This is a genomic window from Niveispirillum fermenti, assembly GCF_052474395.1.
Map to the genome: position 1 here is coordinate 973,665 of NZ_CP156678.1, position 26,461 is coordinate 1,000,125.

Here is a 26,461-nt window from a genome sequence, read left to right on the forward strand (position 1 = left end):
GGATGTCGCGCCGGCGGCAAGGCCGGCGCCTTGGTCAGTAGCTCCAGCGCACGGTGGCGCCATAGGTCGTGGGAGGATTGTAGGCGGCGAACATCACCCCGCCGAACACCGCCTGGTAGGTGGCCGTCTTCTCATTCGTCAGGTTCTTGCCCCAGAGTGAGACGGACCAGTTGCCATCCGGTGTCGTATAGATCATCCGTGCATCGATGAAATGCGTTGGTTCCCGGATGGCCGGTGGCTTGTTGTTGTGATCGTCGTAGATCCGGCTTTCATAGGTATAGTCCGCGGCCAGTTCCAGCGTGGCCCCGGACTCTAGATCATGCGTATAGGACGGCGTCAGGGTCACTTTGTGGTCAGGCACGCGGGTCAGGCGGTTGCCGGCATAATCCACGTTCGCCCCATTCTCCACGGTGATGAACTTGGTGTAGCGGGTATGGGTGTAGGCATAGCTTCCAGCCAGGGCGAAACCGTTGCCCATCCGCCAGGTCAGCTCGGATTCCAGCCCGTAGATCTCTGCCGATGCATTGTCGGCGCGATAGCCGAAGCCCGTCAGCATGCGGGTCTGCAGGTCCGTATAGCGTGTGAAATAGACCGAATTGTTCCAGATCAGGCGCCGATCCAGAAAGGTCCCGCGCTGTCCGATTTCAAAGTTGGTGGCATATTCCGGGTTGATGCCGGCGCGGACATCGGCGGAATCGGTGGGTGTGTCCTGATATCCGCCGCTCTTGAAGCCGCGGGCCACGGATGCATAGAGCATGATGTCGGACGTGGGGTGCCAATCCGCACCGGCCCGCCAGGTAAAAGCCCCCCAACTGTTACGGGCCGCCGCCTCGTAGAAGCCGGACGGATCGCCATCCTCATCCGGGTCGCCGACCGTGAAGAAGGTGCCGGGATCGTTCGTCTCACCCCTGCCGGACAACCGCTTCTTGTCCCAAGTGTAGCGCGCGCCGCCGAAGATATTGATGGTGTCGGTCACCGGTACCGTGACGTCGGCATAGATCGCCTTGCTGTCGGTCGTGGCGTCCTGCACGACATAGTCGGACACGGCGACGTCACCGGCAACGCGCAGGTCGGTCGTGGAATCGCGGAACGTGTCGGCCTTGTAGGCATAGAGACCGACGACCCAGCGCAGGTCGCTTTCCGGCAGCGAACGCAACTGAACCTCGTGGCTGGAAAACTCCGTCCGCTCGCTGTTGCCGCCATCGATATCGAAAGTCGGGCGGCCGGGCAACGGGTCCGCCCCGTCGAAATCGTAAAAGCTCTCATAGTCGAGTTCGCGGTAAGAACCCAGATAGCTGATGCTGGCGAAGGCCAGGTCCTTCTCGATCTTGCCGCGCACGCCCCAGGTGTCACGGTCCTGGATGCCGTTGAACGTGGCTGCGTTCTCTCCCCGCTTCGTGCCCGGTGCCAGCAGGCCGGACAACCCGCCATCGCCCAGGTCGATCACGGGGCGGTTGCCGGGTCCATGGGCCCGGTCGCGTGCGTAATCGGCCTTCACGTCCAGACGCAGCGTGTCGGACGGTTCCAGGTAAATCTGGGCACGGCCGTACTTCGCGTTCTGATCGTCCAGATCGCCGTCCTTCACGCCGTTCACCACACGATCCACATAGCCGTCATGGCGGTGCAGCGTGCCGGTGACGCGGATGGCGCCCTTGCCGTCCGCGATGGGCGCATTGACGAAACCTGCGAGATCGACCCGGTCGTAATTGCCGTAGGTGCCCTCGGCACCGGCGTCGAAACCGCGCGGATCGGCCGGGTTGGTGACCGTGCTGACCGCGCCGCCGGCCACGTTGCGCCCGAACAGGGTGCCCTGCGGCCCCTTCAGCACCTCCACCCGCTGCACATCATAGGTTTCGAAGATGATCGCGGCGGGACGGCCGTAATAGATCTCGTCGATGAAGATGGCGGTGCTGGGGTCGCCGCCGGCACCACGCGCGGACGAGCCGATGCCCCGGACCGACAGGCGCGGTTCGCTGGCCGGATAGGTATCGAAGCCGAAGCCCGGCGTGCGCGCCACGATATCCTGCACCGACTGGATGCGTGCATCGCGGATGAAATCGCCGCCCAGCACCGTCACGGTGACGGGCACATCCTGCTTGTTTTCCGCCCGGCGCTGCGCCGTGACGATGATTTCCGACAGCACATCACCGGCCTGCCTGCCGCCGGCATCCTGTGCGGCCGCCGGCATGGCGACGCAGGAAAGGGCGAGAACGGAGGCGCCGAGAAGCCGGCGGCTCCTTATCCCTTCGCGTGACATGATTTTTCCTCCCCATGTTATTTTGAATGAACGGGTAGGGCATGACCCGGAACATCCCCGGCCGGGGATCATGCCTTCCTCTGTTTGCGGCGGGGACGACCGTGTCCGGCCCCGACTTTCTCCGGCTTTTGCAGCCGTATTCTGTGATCACCGGGCCGGCCGACAGCGTTGTGGTCTGTCAGTGCGTTCCAGGAACGTTGGGCAATCAGCGGTGCCCGCGCATAACGAAATAGTTGCCGGCGAATTCTTTCTCCAATCGAAAAACCGACTGTAACAATTCGGCCGGAGTATAGGGCGGCTGCTGGATTGTCCAGGCGCATGGGAACAATTCGGCCGCCCCGCCACCAGGCGTGCGCGGGCGCTGGATACGGCCGGGATTGCCTGAAGGTTCTTAAAGGACCTTGCCGCGGTTCAGCAGGCCCTTCGGGTCCAGTGCCGTCTTCAGCCGCCGCATCATCGCCAGTTCCTCCAGCGAGCGCGACAGGGGCAGCCATTCGCGCTTGTCCAGCCCGATGCAATGTTCGGCGGAAACGGACCCGCCCAGCACGGCCAGCGGACCATAGACCAGGATCTCCGCATTGTGCTTCGCCTTCGCGTTCCAGGGGCGTGGGGCGACAAGCAGATGCAGGTTGTTGTCACCGATATGGCCGTATACGACCATCATCGCGTCCTTCCCGCACAAATCGGGAAGGGAGCGGCACAGACCATCGACATATTCCTGCATCTTCGTAATGGGCAGGCTGACATCAAGGGAGATGCCCGGCATCAGCATCTTGATCTGGCCTTCCACATCCTCCCGGATGGCCCATATGGCGTTGCGCTGCGCCTTGGATGCAGCGATCACCGCGTCGCGGGCCAGCCCCTGCTCCAGCGCCTCGCCCAGCATCCCGGCGAACAGGGCCTCGTCGCGCTCCGGGTCGGTGCCGGCACTCTCCACGATCACATAGAAATCATGGCCCGTGGGCAGCGGCGGCCGGTGACGGCCGCTCTGGATCGCGATCAGGTCGTAATAGCTGCTCCACATCACCTCAAACGATTTCAGGCCGCCGTCCAGCCGCCGCCCGGCCAGCGCGAAAAAGCCGGTCAGCGCGTCGAACCCATCGATGGCCAGGATCGCCGTCGCCTCGCTGGACGGTGCGGGATGCAGGCGCAGCACGGCGCGCGTGACCAGTCCCAGCGTCCCCTCGCTGCCGATGAACAGATGCTTCAGGTCATAGCCCGCATTGTTCTTCAACAGGGCGTTCATGGATGACAGGATGGTGCCGTCGGCCAGCACCGCTTCCAGCCCCAGGACATTGTCACGGGTCATGCCATAGCGGATCACCGTATTGCCACCGGCATTGGTGGCGATGTTGCCGCCAATGGTGCAGGAACCGCGGGCCCCCAGATCGACGCCGTAGATCAGCCCATGTTCCGCCGCTGCGTCGTGAACGGCTTCCAGCGGGACGCCGGCCTGGACCACCATGGTCCGGCCGACGGGGTCGATGGCCTCGATCGTCCGCATGCGTTCAAAGGAGACCAGCAGTTCTTCATCCGTCGCCGACGCACCACGGACCAGCCCCGTCAGCCCGCCTGCGGGGACGACGGGCTGGCCGGCGGCGTGGCAAAGCTTCATGACGGCAGCCAGTTCGGCCGTGGTCCGGGGCCGCACCACGGCCCTGGCCCGGCACGGCGTTGATCCCGTCCAATCTGCCGGGCGGCGCGCGACATCCGCGCCCGTGACCAGACCGACATCGCCGACTATTGCCCGTATCTGTTCCAGAAGGGTCATTTCAGCACCTCATACCACATCGCGGTGATCGGAACCGATCACCGGCCTTGAATGCCCGGGCCACCATCCGTTGGCCCCGGGCGTGCGCCGCACAGGCGGCATGGCATTGGTCACCGCCTTACCAAACCCCGGTTTCTCAACCGGGAACTGGCATCAGGGATTTGCCGGGGCCTGCCGGACCCCGTCAGAGCAGTGCCTCGATCAGGCGGGGCCCGCCCGTCGCCAAGGAATGCGCCAGCGCCTCGCGGAATGCGCCGGTGGTGGCGACGCGGGTCGCGGGGACGCCCAGGCTTTCGGACAGTTGCGCCCAGTTGATCGCCGGCCGCGTCAGGTCCAGCATCGACAGCGCCTTGGGTCCCGGATCGCGTACGCCGACGCGCGCCAGCTCGATGTTCAGGATGGCATAAGAACCGTTGTTCAGGATGATGGTGACGATATCCAGCCCTTCCCGCGCCATGGTCCACAGCGCCTGGTTGGTATACATGCCGGACCCGTCGGCCTGCAGCGCAATGACTTTCCGGTCCGGACAGGCCACGGCGGCCCCCACCGCCACGGGCAGTCCCTGACCGATGGAGCCGCCCGTCAAGGACAGCCACTCATGGGGCCGGGCGCCCACCGTCATGGCCTGCAGTGCAACGCCGGCCGTCACCGCCTCGTCGGAGATGATGGCATTTTCCGGGATCAGGCCGGCCAGGATCGCCGCCAGACTGGCCGGCGTCAGCGGGCCCTCTTCAAGGGGCGGATGCTCGCCCGGCGGCTGGACCAGGGCCGGATCAGCCGGTGCGTCCAGGGCCGTCGCCAGATCCGCCAGGGCCGCATGCACATCCTCCGCCGGCCCGGCCAGACGGATCAATTGTGCCTGTGGGGGAGAAAGCCAACCCGGCTTGCCGGGATAGGCGAAGAAGGAAACCGGTGGTTCTGCGCCACAGAACAGAATGGTGTCGAACTGCCGGAGGAAAGCCTCCGCCTGTTCTCCGAAATAGGGCAGCTTTTCCACCGCCACGCGGCCGGCGCCGCGCGCCTGGCGGGCGGGAAAGGTTTCACAGACCAGCCGGGCACCGGTGGCCGCGGCGATGCGACCGGCCTGTACCAGCGTATCCTCCCGCAGGGCCCGCCCGCCCAGGAACAAGCAACAGGGGCCAGATGTCGCGCGCAGGGCATCGGCCGCCTGCCCGATCACCGGCCGCGGGCTGCGCGGCGGCACGGGCAGGGCAGGGGGGCCGGCCGGGGCCGCCCCGTCGGTCCAGGCATGGTCGGCCGGCACGATCACCGTGGCGATCCGGCCCGGATAGGTCATGGCAGCGGCATAGGCCTCCGCCCCGGCCTGGGCCAGATCGCGGGCGGACCGCGACAGGCGCAGCCAGTCGGACATGGGCCGCGCCACCGCGGCCGTGTCCGATGTCAGCGGCGCGTCATGGTGCAGGTGGTCGGTCGCATGTTCGCCCACCAGGTTGAGGACGGGCGTGCGCGCCCGGCGGGCATTGTGCAGGTTGGCCAGCCCGTTGCCGATGCCGGGTCCCAGATGCAGCAGGGTCGCCGCCGGCTTGTCCGCCATGCGGCCATAGCCATCGGCGGCGCCGGTGACCACGCCTTCGAACAGGCACAGGATGGCCCGCATCCCGTCCTGGCGGTCGATGGCCGCGACAAGCTGCATCTCCGATGTGCCGGGATTGGCGAAGCAGACCTCCACCCCGCACCCCGTCAATGTGTCGATAATGGCGTGTGCGCCGTTCATCCGCAGGCTCCCGGCGCCAGGCGGGTCGCGGCATCATCGCCCCAAACCTGCGCATTCATGGTCTTGAAGCGTTCGTAATCGCCCGGTTTGCCGAAAAGCCGGATGACCTCCGCGTCGCTCAGTTCGCGGCCCGTACAGGTGTCGGCCGTGCGCATGCCCAGCAGGATCGCCGCCTCCACATAGCTGTCGGGCGGCGACACCCGATGCTCACGGGTCTTCAGCACTGCCGGGTCGCGGCTGGCCAGCCAGCCGGGGGTGCGGATGGCCGCCACGGGACGCAGGGCGTTCACGGCGATGCCGTTCTGCCGTTGCTCTGCCGCGAAGCCCAGGGTCATGCCGACCACGGCGCGCTTGGTCAGGCCGTAATGGCTGGCCTTCTGCGCCGCGACGGAAGAAACGGTGATGATGTTGCCGCCGCCCTGCGCATTCATGGCGGGCAATACCGCCCGGATGGCATGGAACACACCATCCACATTGACCCGGAACTGCCGGTCCCAGTCGGCCATGTCGATGGTGGACAAGGTCCCCGGCGCGAAATAGGCCGCATTGGTCATCAGCAGGTCGATGCGTCCAACCCGGTCCAGGACGGTGCCGACCATCCCCGTGATGGATGCCGGGTCGCCGACATCGCAGGAAACCGCAAAGGCGTTGCCGCCCGCCTGTCGGATCATTTCCACGGTTCCGGGACCCGCCTCCTGCGATGAACGGGCCGCCACGATCACGGTGGCCCCCTCCGCCGCGTAGCCCAGGGCGCAATATTGGCCGAGGCCCCGGCTGGCGCCGGTGATGACCGCGACTTTTCCGGCCAGTCTTTCCGCCATCTTTCCTCCCTTATCGTCTGTCGTGATTATGTGCCGGTCATAACTGGCACCGGCCGGCATCAATGACCGATCGCGTCTGCGATGGCCTTGCCGCAGGTTACGGTATCCGCCGGCCCGCCCAGGTCGCGGGTGCGCAGATGCGGCTGGGCAAGGACGGTTTCGATGGCCCTTACGATGGCCGCCCCGGCCTGGTATTCGCCCAGATGGTCGAGCATCAGGGCGGCGGACCAGATCTGGCCGACGGGATTGGCGATCCATTGTCCGGCGATGTCGGGGGCGGAACCGTGGACGGGCTCGAACAGCGAGGGGAACTTGCGTTCCGGATTGATGTTGCCGGCGGGGGCGATGCCGATGGTGCCGGTGCAGGCGGGCCCCAGGTCGGACAGGATGTCGCCGAACAGGTTTGAGGCGACGACCACGTCGAACCAGTCCGGATGCTGCACGAAATGGGCGGTCAGGATGTCGATATGGTACTTGTCCCAGCGTATGTCGGGATAATGCGCGGCCATGGCCTCCACCCGCTCGTCCCAATAGGGCATGGTGATGGAGATGCCGTTTGACTTGGTGGCCGAGGTCAGATGCTTCTTGTCCCGCCGCTGCGCCAGGTCGAAGGCATATTTCAGGATGCGGTCGGTGCCGATGCGGGTCAGCACGGTTTCCTGGACCACCACCTCGCGGTCCGTGCCGGGGAATATCTTGCCGCCGATGGAGGAATATTCGCCCTCGGTATTCTCCCGCACGACATAGAAATCGATGTCGCCCGGCTGCCGGCCGGCCAGCGGGCTGGGCACGCCCGGCATCAGCCGGACGGGCCGCAGGTTGACATACTGGTCGAATTCCCGCCGGAACTGGATCAGCGAACCCCAGAGCGACACATGGTCCGGCACGGCTTCCGGCCAGCCGACGGCGCCGAAGAAAATCGCATCGTGCCCGCCGATCCGTTGTTTCCAGTCCTCCGGCATCATCCGGCCGTGCTGCTGGTAATAGTCGCAGCTCGCAAAATCGAAATGGTCGAACTGGAAGCGGCACCCGAAACGGGCCGATACGGCTTCCAGCACACGCAACCCCTCGGGCATCACTTCCTTGCCGATGCCGTCACCGGGAATGACGGCAATGCGATGCGTGGTGGATTTTGTCATGGTGGGTGGAACTCCACTATCGGGGATCGCGCCTCGATCAGGATGGCGCGAAAATCATTCACATTGGTGTGGGTGGCGCCGGTCCTGACGAGATCGCCCGTCGCCTCGAAGAAGCTGTAGGCGTCGTTGCGGCGCAGATAGGTGTCCGGCGGGAAGGGCAGGGCCGTGGTGCTGGTCCGGGTGGTGCTGTCGATCATGGCGCCGGCATTGTCCTGCGTGCCGTCGATACCATCGGTATCGGCGGCGATGGCGGTGATGCGGGCCACATCCGGCAGTCCGGTCAACAGACCCAGCAGGAATTCCACGTTGCGCCCGCCGCGCCCCTGGCCGCGTACCGTGACCGTGGTCTCCCCGCCCGACAGCAGGACGCAGGGTGCCGGCACCGGCTGGCCATGCGCCAGAACCTGGCGCGTGATGCCGGCATGCACCAGACCGACGGTGGATGCCTCCCCCTCGATGGCGTCACCCAGGATCAGCGGGGTATAGCCGGCATCCGCCGCCACGGCCGCCGCCGCCGTCAGCGCTGATTGCGCCGTGGCGATGACCTTATGGCGGCTGTTGGCCAGTTCGCCGGGCTTCGGTGTCTCGCAATCGGGGTTTTCCAGCCAGGCCCGTATGCTCCAGGGAATGTCGAGGGCGTATTTGTCGATCACCGCCAGGGCGTCGCCGCGCGTCGACGGGTCAGCAACGGTGGGGCCCGACGCGATAGCGGCCGGATCATCTCCCGGCACGTCGGAGATGATCAGCGTTTCCACCCGCGCCGGGCGGGCGGCGGCGGCCAGCCGGCCGCCCTTTATCAGCGAGACATGCCGGCGGACGCAGTTCATTTCGGTGATGGCAGCGCCGGACCGCAGCAGCGTGCGGGCCAGGGCCTGCTCATCCTCCAGCGAGATGGAAGCCGGCAGGGCCGGCAGCAGGGCGGAACCGCCGCCGGAAATCAGGCAGATGACCAGATCGTCCGCCGTCAGACCCGCCACGGCATCCAGGATGGCGCGCGCCGCGTCGATCCCGGCCTGGTCCGGGACGGGATGCGCGGCCTCCAGCACCCGGATTCTGCGGCAGGGGGCGGCATGGCCATAGCGGGTGACGACGACACCCTGGATGTCCCCCGGCCAGTTGTCCTCCACCGCCTGTGCCATGGAAGCCGCGGCCTTGCCGGCGCCGACGACGATGGTGCGCCCCCTGGGTGGGGCCGGCAGGTGCGGCGGCAGGCAATGGTGCGGCAGTGCGCTTTGCACCGCCGCGTCGAACATGGCGTGCAGCAGGCGGCGTTGCGGGGTCATTTCACGCGGCCATCGGCAACGACGCATTCCGGGGCCGGATCGCTCCCGTCCAGCACGGCGACGACGCAGCGGGCGGCCACCATGTTGGTCCGGTCCAGCCCTTCGCGGGAGGACGCGGCGGCATGCGGTGTGGCGATCACGTTGGGCAGTTCGATCAGCGCCTGCGTCACGGGCTTCAGGGCCGGATCGGCCTCGCTCAGATACACATCCAGCCCGGCCCCCGCGATCGTGCCAGCCCGCAGCGCCTCCAGCAGGGCCGCGTCATCCACCAGGCCGCCGCGCGCGGCGTTGATCAGGAAGGCGCCGGGCTTCATCTTCGACAAAGCGTCGCGCCCGATGATGAAACGTGTTTGGGGTGTCAGCGGCGCATGCACGCTGACATAGTCGCTACGCGCCAGCAGCTCATCCAGCCCGACATATCTGACGCCGGTCTGCGCGGCATAGGCATCATCCCGGACATCGCTGTAGGCCAGCACTTTCACCTCGAAACCGCTGAGGCGCTGGACAAGGCTTTTCCCGATGCGGCCCAGGCCGATGATGCCCACCGTCTTGCGGTAGAGATCGCTGCCCAGCAGGATCGCCCAGTTACCGCCGATCATGTTGTTTTGCGTCTCGCGGAAGCGATGGCCGACGGACAGCATCAGGGCGATCGTATGGTCGGCAACGGATTCATGGTTGCCGCCCACGGCGATGCAGACCACCTTGCCCAGATCGCGCGCCGCCGCCAGATCGACCCGGTCATACCCGACGCCACGCCGAGAGATGATCTTCAGATCCGGCAACTCGGCCAGCAATTCCCGCGTCACACGCGCGTGCCCCACGATCCAGCCGGCGGCCCCCGTCAGGCGTTCCTTCAGTTCCTGGTGCGTCAGGTTCCCGTCCGCCTGCCCGGGCGGCAGTTCCGCCTGGACGGGCTCGCACCCCGCCGCCGTCAGATAATCGATGGTGGCCTGATCGAAGAAGCGCTGCGTGACGACAACGCGCCGGTTCCCTGATGTCATCTCTACTCTCCGCATGGGGGGGCAGGCTGCGGACCGGCCCCCAAATCCATCCGCCGTATCGCTGATGAACTAAAGATCATCGGCACAGGCCGCCAATTCGGAGTTCGTATGATTTCATACGCCGGTACCGGCCGTGGCCGGATGCCGCCGTCCGCCGGGCGTTACGGACAGGCCGGTTTGGCACCACGGGACCGGCCCCAACCATCCCTGTTGGATCGAGGCCGGTTTCGCCTATATAGTCGCCCGGCCCACGATCTGCGGTCATTGAGCGAGTTGATGGATTCTGATTGGCTTGTCGATTTCCTGGCCCTGATCGACTGTGGCGGCTTCTCCCGCGCGGCGGAGCAAAGGGCCGTCAGCCAGCCGAGTTTCAGCCGGCGCATCCGTTCCCTGGAGGAATGGGTCGGCGCAACCCTGGTCGATCGCAGCACGCACACGATGCGCCTGACCCCGGCCGGTGAACGGTTCCGGGTGGTGGCGGAGGAGACGTTGCGCCGTCTGCATGTCGGCCGGGAAGAGGTAAGGGCCATTTCCAAGGCGTCGGTAGAAACCCTGCGCTTCGCGTCCACCCATGTGCTGTCGCTGACCTATTTTCCGGCCTGGCTGCGCCGCATGGAAGCGGAAGCGCCCATGAACGTCACCGTGGAACTGACGGCCGACAACATGGTGGCGTGTGAGCGCATCATGATCGATGGCCGGGCGCAGTTCCTGCTGTGCCACCATCATGAGGCGGCCAGCACCAAGCTGGGTTCGGATTTCCGGTCGGTCCAGCTTGGCGAGGATGTGCTGCTGCCTGTCCTCTCGCCCCGTCTGGCCGAAGGGGTGGACCTGGCCCAGGCCCCGCATCTGTGCTTCACCGCGGAATCCGGCATGGGCCGGATTCTGGCGGCGGCCTGGGCGGCCAAGGGCCGGTCGCCGCCGCTGCATCCGATCTTCACTTCCCATCTGGCCAGTGTGCTGACAGCCATGGCCAGGGATGGCAGGGGCGTGGCCTGGACGGCGTTGAGCCTGGTGGCCGACGATCTTGCCTCCGGTGCCCTGGTGCGCGCCGCACCGGTGGAGGAGGATGTGCCGATCGAAATCCGGCTGTGGCGCCCGAAGGCGCGACAGGCCCCCGCTGCCGAGGCGCTGTGGAGCCGGATCAGCAAGGCCGGCAAGTAGGATTTTAGAAAGGATGGGTTACAAGGGTGGCGCCCCCCCCACGTGTCGCCGCACCCTTGCCCATGCCTGTCCGCTGACCGCGCCTGTCCGCGCGGGATGGCTGTGCGCTGCCGGTCCTAAGCAGATTTTCCGAACTCCGCCCACAGATGGGCGGGCTCGGAGAATTTGCAAACCATGGAGTCGGCAGGTTCCTCCAGGCCGGGCCATGTGTGGCCCGATCTGGAGGAACCTGCTTAGTCGTTTGGCGCATGATTTCACGCATTCCTGTGGGGCGCCGCGGTGGATTATGCATCCCCATCGCAAGCCTCCGGCACCCGCCTTCCGGCTGTCGGCCGGCGGGTGCCGCTTGCCTCCCGGCACATGGCTGCGCGCCTTCGCGCGCCATGAAGCAGACCTTCAGGATCAACGGGTCGCAAACGACCCAACAGACAGGGAATGGAAAACCATGTCCGATGACAGCAAGCCCGGCCTGCGGTCGCAGCAATGGTTCGGCGGCAAGGGGCCGAAGGGTTTCGTGCATAGAAGCTGGGTGCGCAGTCGGGGTGTTCCCGGCGACCATTTCGATGGCCGGCCCGTGATCGGCATCTGCAATACCTGGTCGGAACTCACACCCTGCAACTCGCATTTCCGCGAACTGGCCCAACATGTGCGCGAAGGCATCCTGGAAGCGGGCGGGGTGCCCATGGAATTTCCCGTCACCTCCCCCGGAGAGACCCTGACACGCCCGACGGCCATGCTGCTGCGCAACCTCTGCTCCATGGATGTGGAGGAGACGTTGCGGGCCAATCCCATTGATGGCGTCGTGCTGATGATGGGTTGCGACAAGACCACGCCGGCCCTGCTGATGGGGGCCGCCAGCGTGAACCTCCCGGCCATCGGCGTATCCGCCGGGCCGATGCTGAACGGAAGCTGGCGCGGCAAGCCGTTCGGCATCCGCGATGCCTGGCACCTGGGCGATGACGTGCGGGGGGGACGGGCGACCCTGGCCGATGTGGAGGAGGCGGAAAGCTGCATCAACCGGTCCCACGGCGTCTGCAACGTCATGGGTACCGCCTCCACCATGGCGGCAATCGTGGAGGCGTTGGGGTTGAGCCTGCCCAACAATGCCACGATCCCGGCCGTGGATGCGCGGCGCAAGGTGCTGGCGCGCCTGACGGGGCGCCGCATCGTGGAAATGGTGCGCGAGGGCCAGACGATGGACCGCGTCCTGACCCGCCAGGCATTCGAGAATGCCGTGCGCGTCAATGCCGCCATCGGGGGTTCCACCAACGCCGTCATCCATCTGACGGCGGTGGCCCGGCGCATGGAGGTGCCGCTGGACATCACGGATTGGGACGAACTGGCCCGGGACATTCCGACGCTGCTGAACATCCAGCCGTCGGGCAGCTATCTGATGCAGGATTTCCACGAGGCCGGCGGCCTGCCCGTCATCATCCGCGACCTGTGCGAGGCGGGGTTGCTGCATGGCGACGCCATCACGGCGACCGGCAAGTCCCTGGCGGAGAACAATGCCGCCGCCCGTTGCCTGAACCCGGATGTAATCTGGAGCGTGGCGAGACCGTTCAAGTCGCATTCCGGCATCGCCGTCCTGAAGGGCAACCTGTGTCCGCAGGGCGCGGTCATCAAGCCATCGGCGGCCGACCCCCGCCTGCTGCGCCACAGGGGGCCGGCAGTGGTGTTCGCAGATCAGGAGGATCTCCTGACCCGTGTCGATGACCCGGCGCTGGAAATCACGGCCGACAGCGTCATGGTGTTGAAGAATTGCGGGCCGCGCGGTTTCCCCGGCATGCCCGAACTGGGCATGATGCCCATTCCGGCCAAGCTGCTGGCGGCCGGCGTCAAGGATATCGTGCGTATCTCCGATGCCCGGATGAGCGGCACCTCCTTCGGTGCCGTCGTCCTGCATGTGTCGCCCGAGGCGGCGGCGGGCGGCGCGCTGGCCGTGGTCCGCGATGGCGACATGATCGAGCTGGACGTGGCCGCACGACGGCTCGACCTGCTGATACCGGCCGCGGAGCTGGAACAGCGTCTGGCCGACTGGCACGCCCCCGCGCCCAAGGCCGGCCGGGGCTATGTGAAGCTCTATGTCGACACAGTGAACCAGGCGCATGACGGCTGCGACCTGGACTTCCTGGTCGGCATGACCGGCAGCGAGGTGCCGGCCAACCAGCATTGAGCGGCAGCGATCCCGGCAGGGGCCGCGGCCCCTACGGGGATCGCGACCATACGTTTCATGCATCGTTGTTGTCGGGCGTGACATTGGCCATCCCGCGCATCCCATCGTAGCTTGAGTGAAATAACGAAAGTAGCGATGAAGCGCCCGGCGCACATTGTTACATGTCCGGGAGGATTGTTCAGGTGATCGCTCTGCTGGGTTTCAGCACCATTTCGCTGTTCACGATACTGGTCATGACAAACCGGGTATCGGCGGTCGCGGGCCTGATCGGCATCCCCATCATCTTCGCAGTGCTTGCCGGCTTCGGCACGGAGATCGGCAAGATGATGGTGGGCGGCATCGTTCAGACGGCGCCGACAGCCGTGATGCTGGTCTTCGCGCTGCTCTATTTCATCGTGATGTTCGAATCCGGCCTGTTCGAACCATTCATCCGCAAGATCATCGGCGTGGTGGGCGATGATCCGGTCAAGATCGTCATCGGCACGGCGCTGCTGGTGATCATCACCGGGTTCGACGGCGACGGGGCCACGGCCGTACTGATCACCATTACGGCGATGTATCCCATCTATCGCCGGGTGGGGATCAATCCGCTGATCATCGCGCTGATGCTGGGCCTGATATGCCCGGTTCTGAACTGGCTGCCCTGGGGTGGCCCGGCGGCCCGCGCTGCCATCGCGCTGAAGGTCGATATCGACGATATCGTCGGACCGATGATCCCGGCCCTGCTGCTTTCGCTGCTGGCCACCCTGGGGCTGGCCTATCATCTGGGCCTGCGGGAAAAGCGCCGGCTGGCACAGCTGGCGGTCACAGGCATCGCGGCGGGCGGGGAGGGCGGCAGCCACCTGAAGCCACGCAAAATCATCCAGCCGCGTAATTTCTGGTTCAACCTGATCCTGACCATCTGCCTGATGGCCGGGATGGGCCTGGGCATCGCACCCCTGCCGGCGCTGGTCATGCTGGCCTTCGCCGTGGCGGTCACGGTCAACATGCCCAACGTGAGGGAGCAGCAGGAGCGCCTGAAGGAACACGGTGCTACCGTGATGACGCTGGTCACCCTGATGCTGGCCGCCGGTGCCTTCACGGGCATCATCGGCGACACGGGCATGGTCAAGGCCATGGCCGATACCATGATCGCCGCCGTGCCGGACGGGCTGGGAGAATATTTCGGCTTCGTCACGGCCGTCATCAGCATGCCCCTGCTGGTCATCCTGTCCACCGACGGGTTCTTCCTGGGGGTACTGCCCATCCTGGCCCATACGGGCGCCGCCTATGGCGTGCCGCCGGAGGTGGTGGCCAGGGCCGCCCTGATCGGCATGCCCTGCCATTCGCTGAGCCCGCTGATCGCCCCCATCTATTTCTGCGCCAGCCTGCTGCGCACCGATATCGGCACCCTGCAGCGCTTCGCCTGGCCCTGGGCCATCTGGCTTTGCTTCGTGGCACTTTTCGCCGCGACTATAACCGGGGCCGTCCACGCGGCCTGATCCGCGCCGGGTGCCCTCACAATCAAGATCAAAGGAACGGTCATGAGATTCATCACGTACAGGACGGCAGAGGGCGAAGGTGTCGGCATCGCCGCGGATGGCGGTTATCGCGGCCGGCCGGTGCAGGTGCTGGGGCGCGACCTGAAGGGCGCCCTGCATGATGGGCAGGCTTTGGCTGCCCTGGGCCGCGAGTTGGCCGGCGCACCACTGCTGGACATGGATGACATCGAACTGCTGGCCCCCATTCCGCGACCGGACAAGATTATTTGCGTCGGCCTGAACTATGCCGATCATTCCGCCGAAAGCGGGTTCGAGGTTCCCACATATCCCACCGTCTTCGCACGGTTCGCCTCCAGCCTGGTGGGTCACGGCGCCGCCATGGTCCGGCCTGCCGCGTCCGATCTTTTCGATTACGAGGGCGAGCTGGTAGCCGTCATCGGCAAGGGCGGGCGCCATATCGGCCGGGCCCAGGCGCTGGACCATGTCGCGGGTTATTCGCTGTTCAATGACGGGTCGGTCCGCGATTTCCAGATCAGGACCCCGCAATGGACCATGGGCAAGGCCTTTGACGGCACCGGCGCCTTCGGCCCCGAACTGGTCACACCCGATGAACTGCCCGAAGGCTGCAAGGGCCTGACCCTGACCGTGCGCCTGAATGGAGAGGTGATGCAGTGCGCATCGACCGACGACCTGATCTTCGGTATCGCCGATCTGGTTGCCACCCTGTCGGAAGCCATGACCCTGGCCCCCGGCGACGTCATCGTCACGGGCACTCCGGGCGGCGTCGGCGCCATGCGCAAGCCGCCGGTCTGGCTGAAACCCGGCGACATCTGCACGGTGGAGATGGACCGCATCGGCACCCTGTCCAATCCGGTACGGCAGGAGGCCGTCCCTGTATAAGCGGCGTTCGGGAAATCTGCTTAGCGGACAGCGACCGCCGTCGCGCAGCACGCGCCGGTGATCGAGGCAGCGAAAAGCCGGATCGTGTTTCCAGTCCGCCGCAAACACGATCCCGACACCGGGCGGGAACGCCCCAACCGCAGGATGCGTGTCCGGCATGTCAGACAGCAGGAAAGGATGGCCGGCAGGGTCATGGGCGTTGCTGATCGTGTTGACGCCACTGATCACGATCAGCCTGCGCATGGCGCACCTGCCGGCCGCCCTGATGCTGGGGCCGATGGCGGCCGGCATCGTCACCGCCTTGCACAGGCCAGGGGCGTCCCTGCCGCGCTGGACAACGCTGATGGCGCAGGGCGTTCTGGGCTGTCTTATCGCCTGTGCCCTGTCGCCGCCCCTTCTGGCCCTGTTCTTTCCCCACTGGCCCGTGCTGGTGGGCATCAATCTGGTGTCCATATTGGGGATCTTCGCGATCGGCGTGGCAGCCACACGCATCCGTTTCTATCCGGGCACGGCCGGTATCTGGGGCATGTCTCCCGGTGCGGCCGGCGCCATGGTCATGCTGTCGGAGGCCTATGGCGGCGACAAGCGTCTGGTTGCCGTCATGCAATATCTCCGCCTGGTCTGTGCGGCGCTGACGGTGGTGGCCCTCGGTTCCTGGCTGGGCAGCCCGCATGAGGGGCCGCCGATGGTCCTGTTGCCGGGCGGGCCATCCACGCCCTGGTTTCCACCCATCGACCCCCGTTCCCTGGCGACCACCCTGTCGCTGGTCGCGGCCGGAATGGCGCTGACGCTGATCACTCGCCGCCCCGTCTTCATCATTTTGTTCCCGGTGTTCGCCGGGGTGGCGTTGCAGGCAACAGGCAGGGTCACGCTGGTGGTGCCGCCCCTGGCATCGGCAGCCGCCTTCGCGGTGATCGGATGGCATGTCGGGCTCAGCTTCACGCGGCCCTCTCTGCTGTACAGTGCGCGGTTCATCCCCCGCATCCTGGCCGGCATCGCCGTCATCCTGCTGTTCTGCACCGGCCTGTCATGGCTGCTGACCCGGTTGATGCCGGTCGATTTCCTGACCGCCTGTCTGGCGCTCAACCCCGGCAGCGCCGATGTCGTGATGCTGATGGGGGCCAGCGTCGCCGTCGATCTTCCCGTCATCATGACGATGCAGTTCACCCGGCTGGTCCTGGTCATGATGCTGGCCCCGATCCTGGGGCAGTTCGCGGCACGATATTTCACGGCCGATCCCGGCGGGTGATCACCGGTGCAAGGCCAGGGCCACCTCCCGGAAGGCGCCGCGCAGGAAGGAATGGGCCGGGTCGTCCGTGCTGCGCTCGTGCCAGAATAGATGTTCCTCCAGCGTGCCGATGGCCATGGGCGCCTCATGGATGGCGAGGTTCAGGGGCGGGGCCAGCACCTCGGCCAGCTTGCGCTGTGCCGTGGCCACCAGCACCGTTCCCGGCAGCATGAAAAGCATGGTGGCGAAGCCCAGCGCCGTCGATCCGATATCGGGCCGGAAATGGTGGGCCTTCCAGGCGCGCTCGACGATGGTTTCCACATTGGGGCCGAAATTGACGGCGGTGTGCCGCAGGGTGCGGTAGAGGTCCGGGGTCAATCCGCCCCTGATATCCGGATGGTTGCGATCGGCGATACAGACGAAATCGTCGGAGAAAAGCCGCTCCCGCCGGATAAGATCCCCCGGCCGGTAGGGGCCGTAAAGATCGGTCGGGTGGGCGGTCGTGACGAAATCCACATCGCCCTGTTCCAGCGCCAGGAAGCTATGCCCCATCAGCACCCGCACATCCAGCGCGATCTGCGGCGCCTCCCGCGCCAGAAGCCGCAGCAGGGGCGGCATGATGACGAAGGAGCCATAATCGGAAATGGCGATGCGGAAGGTGCGCGCCGTCCTCCTGGGATCGAAGTGCGGCCGATAGTTCAAGGCCCCCTCGACCGTCAGCAGTGCCTCGCGCACCGGCGTCACCAGCCCTTGCGCCAGCGGGGTCAATTCCATCTCCCGACCGATGCGCACCAGCAGCGGGTCGTCGAAATAATCCCGCAGCCGGCGCAGCGATCCGCTCATGGCCTGCTGCGTGACATGCAGGTTTTCCGCCGCCCGCGTCACGCTGCGTTCGGTCAGCAGCATGTCCAGCACGCGCAGAAGGTTCAGGTCGAAATGGCTGAAACGCATGGGGCATTCCCCCGCCGGCACCATCCTTTTCCGCCGCGCGGCGGCCGGTCCCGATCCCGCGCAGGCCTGCACTATCCTTGATCATCACCGGCCGGTCAACCTGTCCCCCACATCCACAAGCACGGCTTGTTGGTGCCAAAATGGCTGCCGATTTCCCGCCGGCCGGCCCGGCCATTAGGCTTTCCCCCCGCAAAACAGGCCGTCCATCCGGGCGGATGACAATGGGAGGAAAAGTGCATGATCGTGATCAAGCAGGGAAAAGGCCCCAATCCGCTGATCGGGTTCCGGGTGGAGGAGGCCGTTGTCACCCCGGTCGGCCAGGACCTGCGGCGGCCGGAATGCATCCTGGCCGAACGAGACGGCAGCCTGTGGGCCGCCGATGCGCGCGGCGGCGTCATGCATATTGCATCCGATGGCAGCCAGCGGCTGATCACCCAGGCGCCGGACCCGCATTTCGACGTGTCCCGCGATGCCGCCGCCAGCCTTCTGGAAGGAACATTGCCCAATGGCCTGGCCTTCGCCGGCAATGGCGATATCCTGATCTCCAACTTCGGGACCGACCGGCTGGAGGTGATGACCCGCGACGGCGCTACGCGCGTCCTGCTGGACCGGGTCGACGGCCGGCCGCCGGGCAAGATCAATTTCGTGCTGCGCGACCGCCGCGATCGTATCTGGATCACCGTCTCCACCCAGGTGAACCCGTGGAGCGACGCCATCCGGCGCGATCTGGCCGATGGCTGCATCATCCTGCTGGACGGCAAGGGCGCCCGCATCGTCGCCGATGGCTTCCATTTCACCAATGAAATCCGGCTGGATGAGCGCGAGGAATGGCTGTACGTCGCAGAAACCACGGCCAAGCGCGTGACGCGCCTGCGCGTGCAGGCCGACGGCGCGCTGACCGACCGGGAGATTTATGGCCCGGCCAGCCTGGGTGACGGGATGATCGACGGCATTGCGTTTGATGCCTATGGCAATCTGTGGGCGACGATGATCTTCGCCGACCGGCTGATCGCCATCACGCCGGACGGGGAAATGCTGGAACTGTTCGCCGATGGCGACCCGGAAGCGGTCCGGGCCCTGGAAACAGCCTTCACGGGCGGCGGGCCCGTGCCGTTCGACCTGCTGATGAAGGCACGGGGCCGGCTTTGCCCCTGGCTGGCCAGCGTCACCTTCGGTGGCCCCGATCTGCGCACGGTGCATCTGGGCAGCCTGCTGGGCACCAGCATTCCCACCTTCCGCAGCCCCGTTCCCGGCCTGCCCATGGTGCATTGGTAGGCGGCGGGAGCCACAAGTGACGCTTGTGGCTCCCAATCGCCGATACGATTTCCCCGGTAAACGGCTCTGTCGCAAGCTCTTGTCAGAAACCGCGCCGAACAAAGCGGTGAACAGGAGAGGAAAAAGCCATGAAGGGAACAGGAAGGCGCCTGTGCGCGTCGATGCTGGGTCTTGCCTGCGGTCTCTATGCACCGGCGGCCTGGGCACAGGCCGAAGCCGCCGCGGCGCCCGATGACGCGGCCCCGGCATTCGGTCTTGAGGAAATCGTGGTGACGGCCCAGCGCCGGGCAGAGAACCTGCAGCGGGCCGCCATCCCCGTTTCTGCGGTCACGGGTGATCTGCTGACCACCGCCGGCGTGTCCGACGTGACCAGCCTGACCAAGATGGTGCCGGCCCTGGTGGTTCAGCCGTCGGTGGGCACGGCGACCAACTTCTATATCCGTGGTGTCGGCAGCTTTGCCGCCAATGCCTTCACGGAAAACCCCATCGCCTTCAATTTCGGCGGCGTCTATGTGGCCCGCCCGGCCGCCCCGCTGGGCACCTTCTATGACCTGGAGCGGGTGGAGGTGCTGAAAGGGCCGCAGGGCACGCTTTATGGCCGTAATGCCACCGGCGGCGCCATCAATGTCCTGCCGGCCCGGCCCAAGCTGGATCAGGTCGGCTTCGACATGACGGCGGAATACGGAAACTATGACACGAAAGCGCTGATGGCGGCCCTGAACCTGCCGCTGGGCGAGAAGGCAGCCGTGCGCGTGGCCGGCCAGATCCGGGACCGCGACGCCTACATGTCCGACGGGTATGATGACGAGAAGGGGCAGGCGGCCCGTGTCTCCCTGCTGCTGGAGCCCAATGACTGGCTGACCGCCACCATCGTGGCGGATTATTTCCACCAGGGCGGCAAGGGCGGCGGTGGCGTGCTGGTGCCCGGTCCGCTGACGCCGGGAGCACCCGATCCCAAGGACCGGATCGGCGGCGCCGACCCGCGCAGCATCGCGGCCCTGGAAGCGGGGTTTCCCGGCATGGTCAGTTCCGGCCGGGTGAAGCCGCCGGGCACCGATGGCTTTGTCGATAATGATTTCTGGGGCATCGCCGGCACTTTCGAGGCCGACCTGGGTTCCGCGACCCTGACGGTCCTGCCGGCCTATCGCGACACGCGGCCCGACTTCCTGGCCTATAATGGCGGTTACAGTTCCCGCGTCGATGAAGTGGCCAAGCAGAAGTCGCTGGAGGTCCGGCTGGCCTCCAACAGCGGCGGCATTCTGGATTATGTCGTCGGCGCCTATATCTTCGATGAGAAGCAGGTCGACCTGAACGACTTCACGCAGGGTCTTGTCCTGCGCACCAACTTCACCACCCGCCTGCATAATGAAAGCGTGGCCGGCTTCGGCCAGGCAACCCTGTCGCTGTCCGATAATTTGCGGGTGGTGGCCGGCGGACGCTACACCAAGGAGGAGAAGTCCCAGGATACGACCCTGACACAAACCTCCTTCGGGCAGGGCGTCACCTCGGATTTCACGGGCAAGGCCAAGTTCGACCGCTTCACCTGGAAAGCCGGCATCGAATATGACGCGGCCCCGCGTTCCCTGCTCTATGCCAATGTCGGGACGGGCTTCAAATCGGGCGGCTTCTTCATTGCGGCCCTGGATAACAGCTTTTCCCCGGAAAAGCTGACGGCCTATACGGTGGGCAGCAAGAACCGGTTCCTGGATAATCGCCTGCAGGTCAATGTCGAGGCGTTCTATTGGGACTATAGCGACCAACAGGTCAACTATATCGGCCCGATCCGCAGTTCGGCCACGACCTATGGCACCGGCCTGATCACCACCAATGCCGGCAAGTCGCGCATGTATGGGCTGGATACGGAAATCAACTTCCAATTGACGCCCAACGACCGGCTTGCCGTCGATGTCCAGTATCTGAACGGCAAATATACGAAGTTCGATTACATCGCCGTGTCGGCCAGCGGGGCACCGCTGCGCCATGGCTGTACCGTCACAGCGACCAGCAACCCGCCCATGGCACCGCCGGCCCAGCCCTTCCTGGTCGATTGCTCGGGCAACCGCCAGATCAACTCGCCGAAATGGACGGTCAATCTCGGCTATACCCGGACCTTCGAGCTTGCCAATGACTACGGGCTGGATGTGGGCATCCGCACGCGGATCGAGTCCGGCCGCTATCTGGCAACGGAGTATCTGCCCGAACAGTACCAGAAATCCTACCGGAGTTCTGACGTTTACGCGACCTTGAACAGCCCCGACGGGCTCTGGTCCGTGACTGGTTTCGTCAACAATCTGGAGGATCGCACGATCTATGCGGGGTCCAGCCTACGGCCCGTGATCCCCGCCGTCTACAATATCCTGCGCGCGCCCCGGACCTATGGGCTGCGGGTCGGTGTGCATTACTGACGGAGGCCTGTGCGATGCGCAAACTGATCCCCATCCTGTTCGCTTCCCTGATGCTTTCTGCCGCCCCGGTTCCGGCCGGGGCGGCAGAAAGGGGCGATGGCGTGGCTTTCGTCACGCTGGGCACGGGCGGCGGGCCGCGCGTGCAGGTCCAGCGTTCGCAGCCGGCCAATGCCCTGGTGGTGGATGGCACCGTCTATCTGTTCGATGTCGGCGACGGTACTTTGCGGCAACTGGCCGCGGCCGGGCTGCCGATCCAGAGGGTGAAGGCGGTATTCCTGTCCCATCTCCATTTCGACCATGTCGGCGGGCTGGGATCGTTTATCGCCAACCGCTGGGTGATGGCGGCCAGGGCGCCCATGCCGGTGATCGGCCCGCCCGGCACCGACCATATGGTGCGCGGCATGGTCGCGGCCTTCGCCCCGACGGAACGCGCACCACTCGGCATGCCGACCGACCCGCCCATGGCCGCCACGGTGCGCCCGCGCGATCTGGCGGCCAGCATGGACAGGCCGGCCACCATCTATGATGACGGGGTGGTGAGGGTGACCGCGGTCACCAACAGCCATTACAACGTCGCCCCTGGCGACCCCGGCGCCAATGAGCGCTCCTATTCCTTCCGGATGGAGGCCAAGGGCCGGTCCATCGTTTTCACGGGCGATACCGGCCCGTCGGAGAAGGTGGAAGCGCTGGCGCAGGGAGCCGACCTGCTGGTCAGCGAGGTGATGGACCGGCCCGCCATCGCCCTGGCCCTGCGCCAGATACCGGGCCTGACCCCGGCCACCATCGACGGGCTGCTGCACCACATGGACGAGGATCACCTGACCCCAGAAGGGGTGGGCCGCATCGCGGCACGGGCCGGGGTTGGGGCCGTCGTGCTGACCCATCTGGTGCCCGGCCTGGACAGCGAAACATCGACCGACGGCTATGTCCGCGGCCTGTCCGACCAGTTCAAGGGACCGGTGACGGTCGCCACCGACCTTGGCCGGTACTGAAATATCCAGAACGGGAGAATTTCCCATGGCCATCACTGGCATCCATTCACTGGTCTATGGCGTGGGGGATATCGACATCTCCGCACGCTTCTTCGAGGATTTCGGTCTGCGCCCCGCGGCAGGCGGGGATCATCACCGCCGCTTCACCCTGCCGGAAGGGTCTCAGGTGGTGATCCGCCACCGCGACGACCCGTTGCTGCCCGCCTCCTCCCTGGAGGGGGACGGGGTGCGGGAGGTGGTATGGGGTGTGGACGGCCCGGCGGCATTGGAAGCGCTGGTGGCCGACCTGTCCCGCGACCGCGTCGTAACGCAGGGCACGGACGGTGTCTTCCGCTTTGTCACCGATTTCGGGCTGGCCATGGGCCTGACGCTGTTCAACAAGGTGCCGGTGACCTGCGCACCCGATCCGCTCAACGCGCCCGGCCATGTCCGCAGGCTGAACCAGCACCGCAAATGGCGGCTGCGCGCCTGTCCCAAGGGGATCGCGCATGTCGTGTTCGCCATCCCTGACTATGAGGCGGGATATGTGTTCATGCGTGACCGGCTGGGCTTCCGCCTGTCGGACAATCAGCGCGGCTTCGGCATGTATCTGCGGGCCGACGGCACCAACAACCATCACAGCCTGCTGCTGCTGAACGCTTCCGCCCCCTTTCCCGGCATGGATGGCAAACACCGGTTCCACCACGCGAATTTCGCCGTGGAAGATATCGACGAGATCATGGTGGGCGCCAACCACATGCAGCGCCAGGGGTGGGAGGCGTCGCATCTGGGCCTGGGCCGGCACCGGATCGACAGCGCCCTGTTCTACTACATCCCCTGCCCGGCGGGTGGAGAGGCGGAATATGGCGCCGACGGCGACTATGTCGATGATGGCTGGGTGCCGCGCGAATGGACGGCCCCGCTCTTCGCCTTCTCCCATTTCGTCCACAACCTGCCGCCGTTCCTGATGAACCCGCCGGCCTGGGATTTCCACTACATCACCGGTATCGAGCCCAAGGAGGGGCACCATTGATGGCCGCCGTTTCGAAAACCCTGGTCATCGGCGGTGGCATCGGCGGGCTGACGGCCGCCTGCGCGCTGGGCCAGCAAGGCATCAATGTGGAGCTGATCGAGAGCAAGCCCGATCTCAGCGTCTATGGCGTCGGCATCATCCAGCCCAATAATACGCTGCGGGCGCTGGACCGGATCGGGCTGGCCCGGCGCTGCGTGGAACTGGGGGCGGCCTATCCCGGCTGGCGCATGCATGACGCGGCCGGCGCCTTCCTGTTCGACGCAGCGGCGACCGACGCGGCCGCCCCCGGTCTGCCGCCTATCAATGGCATCACCCGTCCCCTGCTGCACAAGGTGCTGACCGATGGTGCGCGTGATGCCGGTGCCGCCATCCGGCTGGGCACGCGGGTTGCGGAACTGGATGACCGCGGCAGCCATGTCCATGTGCGTTTCGACGATGGACGGGAAGGGGATTACGATCTGGTCATCGGCTGCGACGGTGTCTATTCCGACACCCGCCGCCGCCTGTTCGGTGATGCGGTCAGGCCCCGTTACACGGGCCAGTGCGTCTGGCGCTATAACCTGCCGCGCCCGGCCAGCGTGGAATGGGGGGAGCTTTATTTCGGGCCCGACAGCAAGGTCGGGCTGGTGCCCCTGTCACCGACCCTGATGTACATGTTCGTGGTGACGCGGGAGCCGGAGAATTGCCGCTATCCCCCCGCCGAACTGGCCGGGATGATGCGCGACCGGCTGGCCGCCTATGGTGGCGGGATCGCTGAACTGGCGACGCTGATCACCGATCCCGCCGCCGTGGTCCTGCGCCCGCTGGAGAACCTGCTGCTGCCGGCCCCCTGGCACAAGGGCCGCACACTGATCATCGGTGACGCCGCCCACGCCACCACACCGCATCTGGCCCAGGGCGCCGCCATGGCCATCGAGGATGCGGTGCTGCTGGCTGACCTGCTGGGCCGGGGCGGGCCTTTGCCGCCGCTGCTGGACGAATTCATGGCCCGCCGGTTCGACCGGGCACGGTACGTGGTGGAAAGCTCCGCCCAAATCCTGGCCTGGGAGATGGAGGAATGGGCCGGCATCCACAATCCCGACGCCCGTCCCGGCCAGCTTCTGCATGAGGCGACCCTGGCACTGATGGAGCCATACTGACATGAAGAACAAGGTCATCATCAGTTGCGCCGTCACCGGATCGGCCCACACGCCGACCATGTCGGACGCGCTGCCCGTCACCCCGGCGGAAATCGCGGAACAGGCCATCGACGCTGCCAAGGCCGGGGCCTCCATCCTGCACCTGCATGCCCGCGTGCCCGAGGATGGGCGCCCGACGGGCGATCCCGACATCTATGCCCGCTTCCTGCCCGTGATCCGGCAGGCGACGGACGCCGTGATCAACATCACGACGGGCGGGGCGGCCACCATGTCGCTGGCCGACCGGCTGGCGGCGGCCCGGCGCTTCCGCCCGGAAATGTGTTCGCTGAACATGGGGTCGATGAATTTCGCCTTCTTCCCGGCAGCCCGGCGCATCGAGACGTGGAAATACGGCTGGGAGCGGGATTACGTCGTCAATTCCGACGATTACATCTTCCGCAACACTTTCCGCGACATTGCCAGCATCCTGGAAACGCTGGGGGAGGCGGGCACCCGGTTCGAACATGAATGCTACGATGTCGGGCATCTCTACAATCTGGCCCATTTCGTGGACCGGGGGTTGGTGAAGCCGCCCTTCTTCGTTCAGATGATCTTCGGCGTGCTGGGCGGCATCGGACCCGACCTGGACAATCTGGTCTTCATGAAGCGTACAGCCGACCGGCTGTTCGGGGAGGAGAATTACCGCTGGTCGGTGCTGGCGGCCGGGCGGCACCAGATGCCGTTCCTGACCCAGGCGGCCCTGCTGGGCGGGCAGGTGCGCGTGGGGCTGGAGGACAGCCTGTTCATCGAGCGCGGGCAACTGGCCATGTCCAATGCCCAACAGGTGGAAAAGATCGTGCGCATCCTGGCCGAAATGGGCCTGGAACCAGCCACGCCGGCAGAGGCGCGGCAGATGCTGGCCCTGAAGGGCGGCGACAGGGTGGAGTTCTGACCATGGCCAGACGCATCATCGACCTGTCCATCTATCTGGAAAACGACGTCGTTTCCGATCCGCCAATGTTCAAGCCGGTGATCGAGTATATCGACCACAAACAATCCGTGCCCGATCTGGCCGGTTTCTTTCCCGGCCTGAAGGCCGGTGACCTGCCCGATGGGGAAGCCTGGGCCATCGAGCGGATCACCCTGATCACCCATAATGGCACGCATCTGGATGCGCCCTACCATTACGCATCCACCATGAATGGCGGCGAGCGGGCCATCACCATCGATGAGGTGCCCCTGGACTGGTGTTTCCAGCCGGGAGTGAAGCTGGATTTCCGGCACTTCCCCGATGGGTATGTCGTCACGGCGGCGGATGTGGAGGCGGAACTGGCCCGCATCGGCCATGTTCTGTCGCCGCTCGAAATCGTGGTGGTGAACACGGCGGCCGGTGCCCGCTATGGCCATGACGATTATGTCACCACCGGTTGCGGCATGGGGTACGAGGCGACGATGTACCTGCTGGAACGCGGCGTGCGCCTGACCGGCACGGACGGGTGGAGCTGGGATGCCCCCTTCATCCACACGCGCGAGCGCTATCTGGCCAACCGCGACCCGTCCATCATCTGGGAAGGGCACAAGGCCGGGCGCGATATCGGCTATTGCCACCTGGAAAAGCTGCATAATCTGGAAGCCTTGCCGCCGACCGGCTTCACCATCGCCTGCTTCCCCATGAAAATCCGCGCCGCGTCCGCCGGCTGGACGCGCGCCGTCGCCATCATCGACGACGCGCCGGCCGCCCCAAAACAATAAGGA

General features: G+C 65.8%; 20 protein-coding genes. 12 read left to right on the plus strand and 8 right to left on the minus strand.

What is annotated here, in order from left to right; all coding sequences use genetic code 11:
- Positions 1-34 precede the first annotated feature (34 nt).
- From ABC728_RS03730 to ABC728_RS03760, 7 genes are all read right to left on the minus strand, one after another.
- A complete protein-coding gene (locus ABC728_RS03730) occupies positions 35-2,257 on the minus strand; it encodes a TonB-dependent receptor (protein ID WP_416619566.1) in 2,223 nt (740 codons plus the stop codon).
- A gap of 391 nt (positions 2,258-2,648) precedes the next feature.
- Positions 2,649-4,028: an FAD-binding oxidoreductase gene (locus ABC728_RS03735; RefSeq protein WP_416619565.1), complete on the minus strand. Its 1,380-nt coding sequence runs from the start codon at positions 4,026-4,028 to the stop codon at positions 2,649-2,651.
- Between the two features lie 184 nt (positions 4,029-4,212).
- Entirely contained in the window at positions 4,213-5,763 is a 1,551-nt protein-coding gene (locus ABC728_RS03740; protein ID WP_416619564.1) for an acetolactate synthase large subunit, read from the minus strand.
- Positions 5,760-6,584, minus strand: a complete 825-nt coding sequence (locus ABC728_RS03745) for an SDR family NAD(P)-dependent oxidoreductase (RefSeq protein WP_416619563.1) — start codon at positions 6,582-6,584, stop codon at positions 5,760-5,762. Before ABC728_RS03745 ends, ABC728_RS03740 begins: the two co-directional genes overlap by 4 nt.
- A 59-nt stretch (positions 6,585-6,643) precedes the next feature.
- Positions 6,644-7,723 (minus strand): tartrate dehydrogenase, encoded by a 1,080-nt coding sequence (locus tag ABC728_RS03750; protein ID WP_445376266.1) that lies wholly within the window; start codon positions 7,721-7,723, stop codon positions 6,644-6,646.
- Positions 7,720-9,033, minus strand: coding sequence for a glycerate kinase type-2 family protein (locus ABC728_RS03755; RefSeq protein WP_445376267.1), 1,314 nt, complete (start codon positions 9,031-9,033; stop codon positions 7,720-7,722). Before ABC728_RS03755 ends, ABC728_RS03750 begins: the two co-directional genes overlap by 4 nt.
- On the minus strand, positions 9,003-10,007 hold the full coding sequence (locus tag ABC728_RS03760) for a phosphoglycerate dehydrogenase (protein ID WP_416621918.1): 1,005 nt from the start codon (positions 10,005-10,007) through the stop codon (positions 9,003-9,005). Before ABC728_RS03760 ends, ABC728_RS03755 begins: the two co-directional genes overlap by 31 nt.
- Before the next feature lie 276 nt (positions 10,008-10,283).
- Between ABC728_RS03760 and ABC728_RS03765 the strand changes: the two genes are divergently transcribed.
- From ABC728_RS03765 to ABC728_RS03785, 5 genes are all read left to right on the plus strand, one after another.
- Positions 10,284-11,168: a LysR family transcriptional regulator gene (locus ABC728_RS03765; RefSeq protein ID WP_416621919.1), complete on the plus strand. Its 885-nt coding sequence runs from the start codon at positions 10,284-10,286 to the stop codon at positions 11,166-11,168.
- A 445-nt stretch (positions 11,169-11,613) separates the two neighbouring features.
- Entirely contained in the window at positions 11,614-13,344 is a 1,731-nt protein-coding gene (locus ABC728_RS03770; protein ID WP_416621920.1) for an IlvD/Edd family dehydratase, read from the plus strand.
- Between the two features lie 182 nt (positions 13,345-13,526).
- Positions 13,527-14,825, plus strand: coding sequence for a CitMHS family transporter (locus ABC728_RS03775; protein WP_416621921.1), 1,299 nt, complete (start codon positions 13,527-13,529; stop codon positions 14,823-14,825).
- A gap of 42 nt (positions 14,826-14,867) precedes the next feature.
- Positions 14,868-15,725 carry a fumarylacetoacetate hydrolase family protein gene (locus ABC728_RS03780; RefSeq protein ID WP_416621922.1) on the plus strand — a complete coding sequence of 286 codons (858 nt, stop codon included), beginning with the start codon at positions 14,868-14,870 and terminating at the stop codon, positions 15,723-15,725.
- 199 nt (positions 15,726-15,924) lie between these two features.
- Entirely contained in the window at positions 15,925-16,974 is a 1,050-nt protein-coding gene (locus tag ABC728_RS03785) for an AbrB family transcriptional regulator (RefSeq protein ID WP_416621923.1), read from the plus strand.
- On the opposite strand, the gene ABC728_RS03790 is transcribed toward ABC728_RS03785, so the two are convergent.
- Positions 16,975-17,904, minus strand: coding sequence for a LysR substrate-binding domain-containing protein (locus tag ABC728_RS03790; RefSeq protein WP_416621924.1), 930 nt, complete (start codon positions 17,902-17,904; stop codon positions 16,975-16,977).
- A 237-nt stretch (positions 17,905-18,141) separates the two neighbouring features.
- Between ABC728_RS03790 and ABC728_RS03795 the strand changes: the two genes are divergently transcribed.
- The 7 genes from ABC728_RS03795 (at position 18,142) to ABC728_RS03825 (ending at position 26,458) form a co-directional block, all read left to right on the plus strand.
- Positions 18,142-19,179, plus strand: a complete 1,038-nt coding sequence (locus ABC728_RS03795) for an SMP-30/gluconolactonase/LRE family protein (RefSeq protein WP_416621925.1) — start codon at positions 18,142-18,144, stop codon at positions 19,177-19,179.
- 128 nt (positions 19,180-19,307) lie between these two features.
- Positions 19,308-21,584 (plus strand): TonB-dependent receptor, encoded by a 2,277-nt coding sequence (locus ABC728_RS03800; RefSeq protein WP_416621926.1) that lies wholly within the window; start codon positions 19,308-19,310, stop codon positions 21,582-21,584.
- Positions 21,585-21,598: 14 nt separating this feature from the next.
- Positions 21,599-22,576 carry an MBL fold metallo-hydrolase gene (locus tag ABC728_RS03805; protein WP_416621927.1) on the plus strand — a complete coding sequence of 326 codons (978 nt, stop codon included), beginning with the start codon at positions 21,599-21,601 and terminating at the stop codon, positions 22,574-22,576.
- Positions 22,577-22,601: 25 nt separating this feature from the next.
- Complete coding sequence (locus ABC728_RS03810) at positions 22,602-23,588, plus strand: VOC family protein (protein ID WP_416621928.1); 987 nt, start codon at positions 22,602-22,604, stop codon at positions 23,586-23,588.
- Positions 23,588-24,727 (plus strand): FAD-dependent monooxygenase, encoded by a 1,140-nt coding sequence (locus ABC728_RS03815; protein WP_416621929.1) that lies wholly within the window; start codon positions 23,588-23,590, stop codon positions 24,725-24,727. The genes ABC728_RS03810 and ABC728_RS03815 overlap by 1 nt, the downstream gene beginning before the upstream one ends.
- Position 24,728: 1 nt before the next feature.
- Complete coding sequence (locus ABC728_RS03820; RefSeq protein ID WP_416621930.1) at positions 24,729-25,658, plus strand: BKACE family enzyme; 930 nt, start codon at positions 24,729-24,731, stop codon at positions 25,656-25,658.
- A 2-nt stretch (positions 25,659-25,660) separates the two neighbouring features.
- On the plus strand, positions 25,661-26,458 hold the full coding sequence (locus ABC728_RS03825) for a cyclase family protein (RefSeq protein ID WP_416621931.1): 798 nt from the start codon (positions 25,661-25,663) through the stop codon (positions 26,456-26,458).
- The last annotated feature ends 3 nt before the right edge of the window (positions 26,459-26,461 follow it).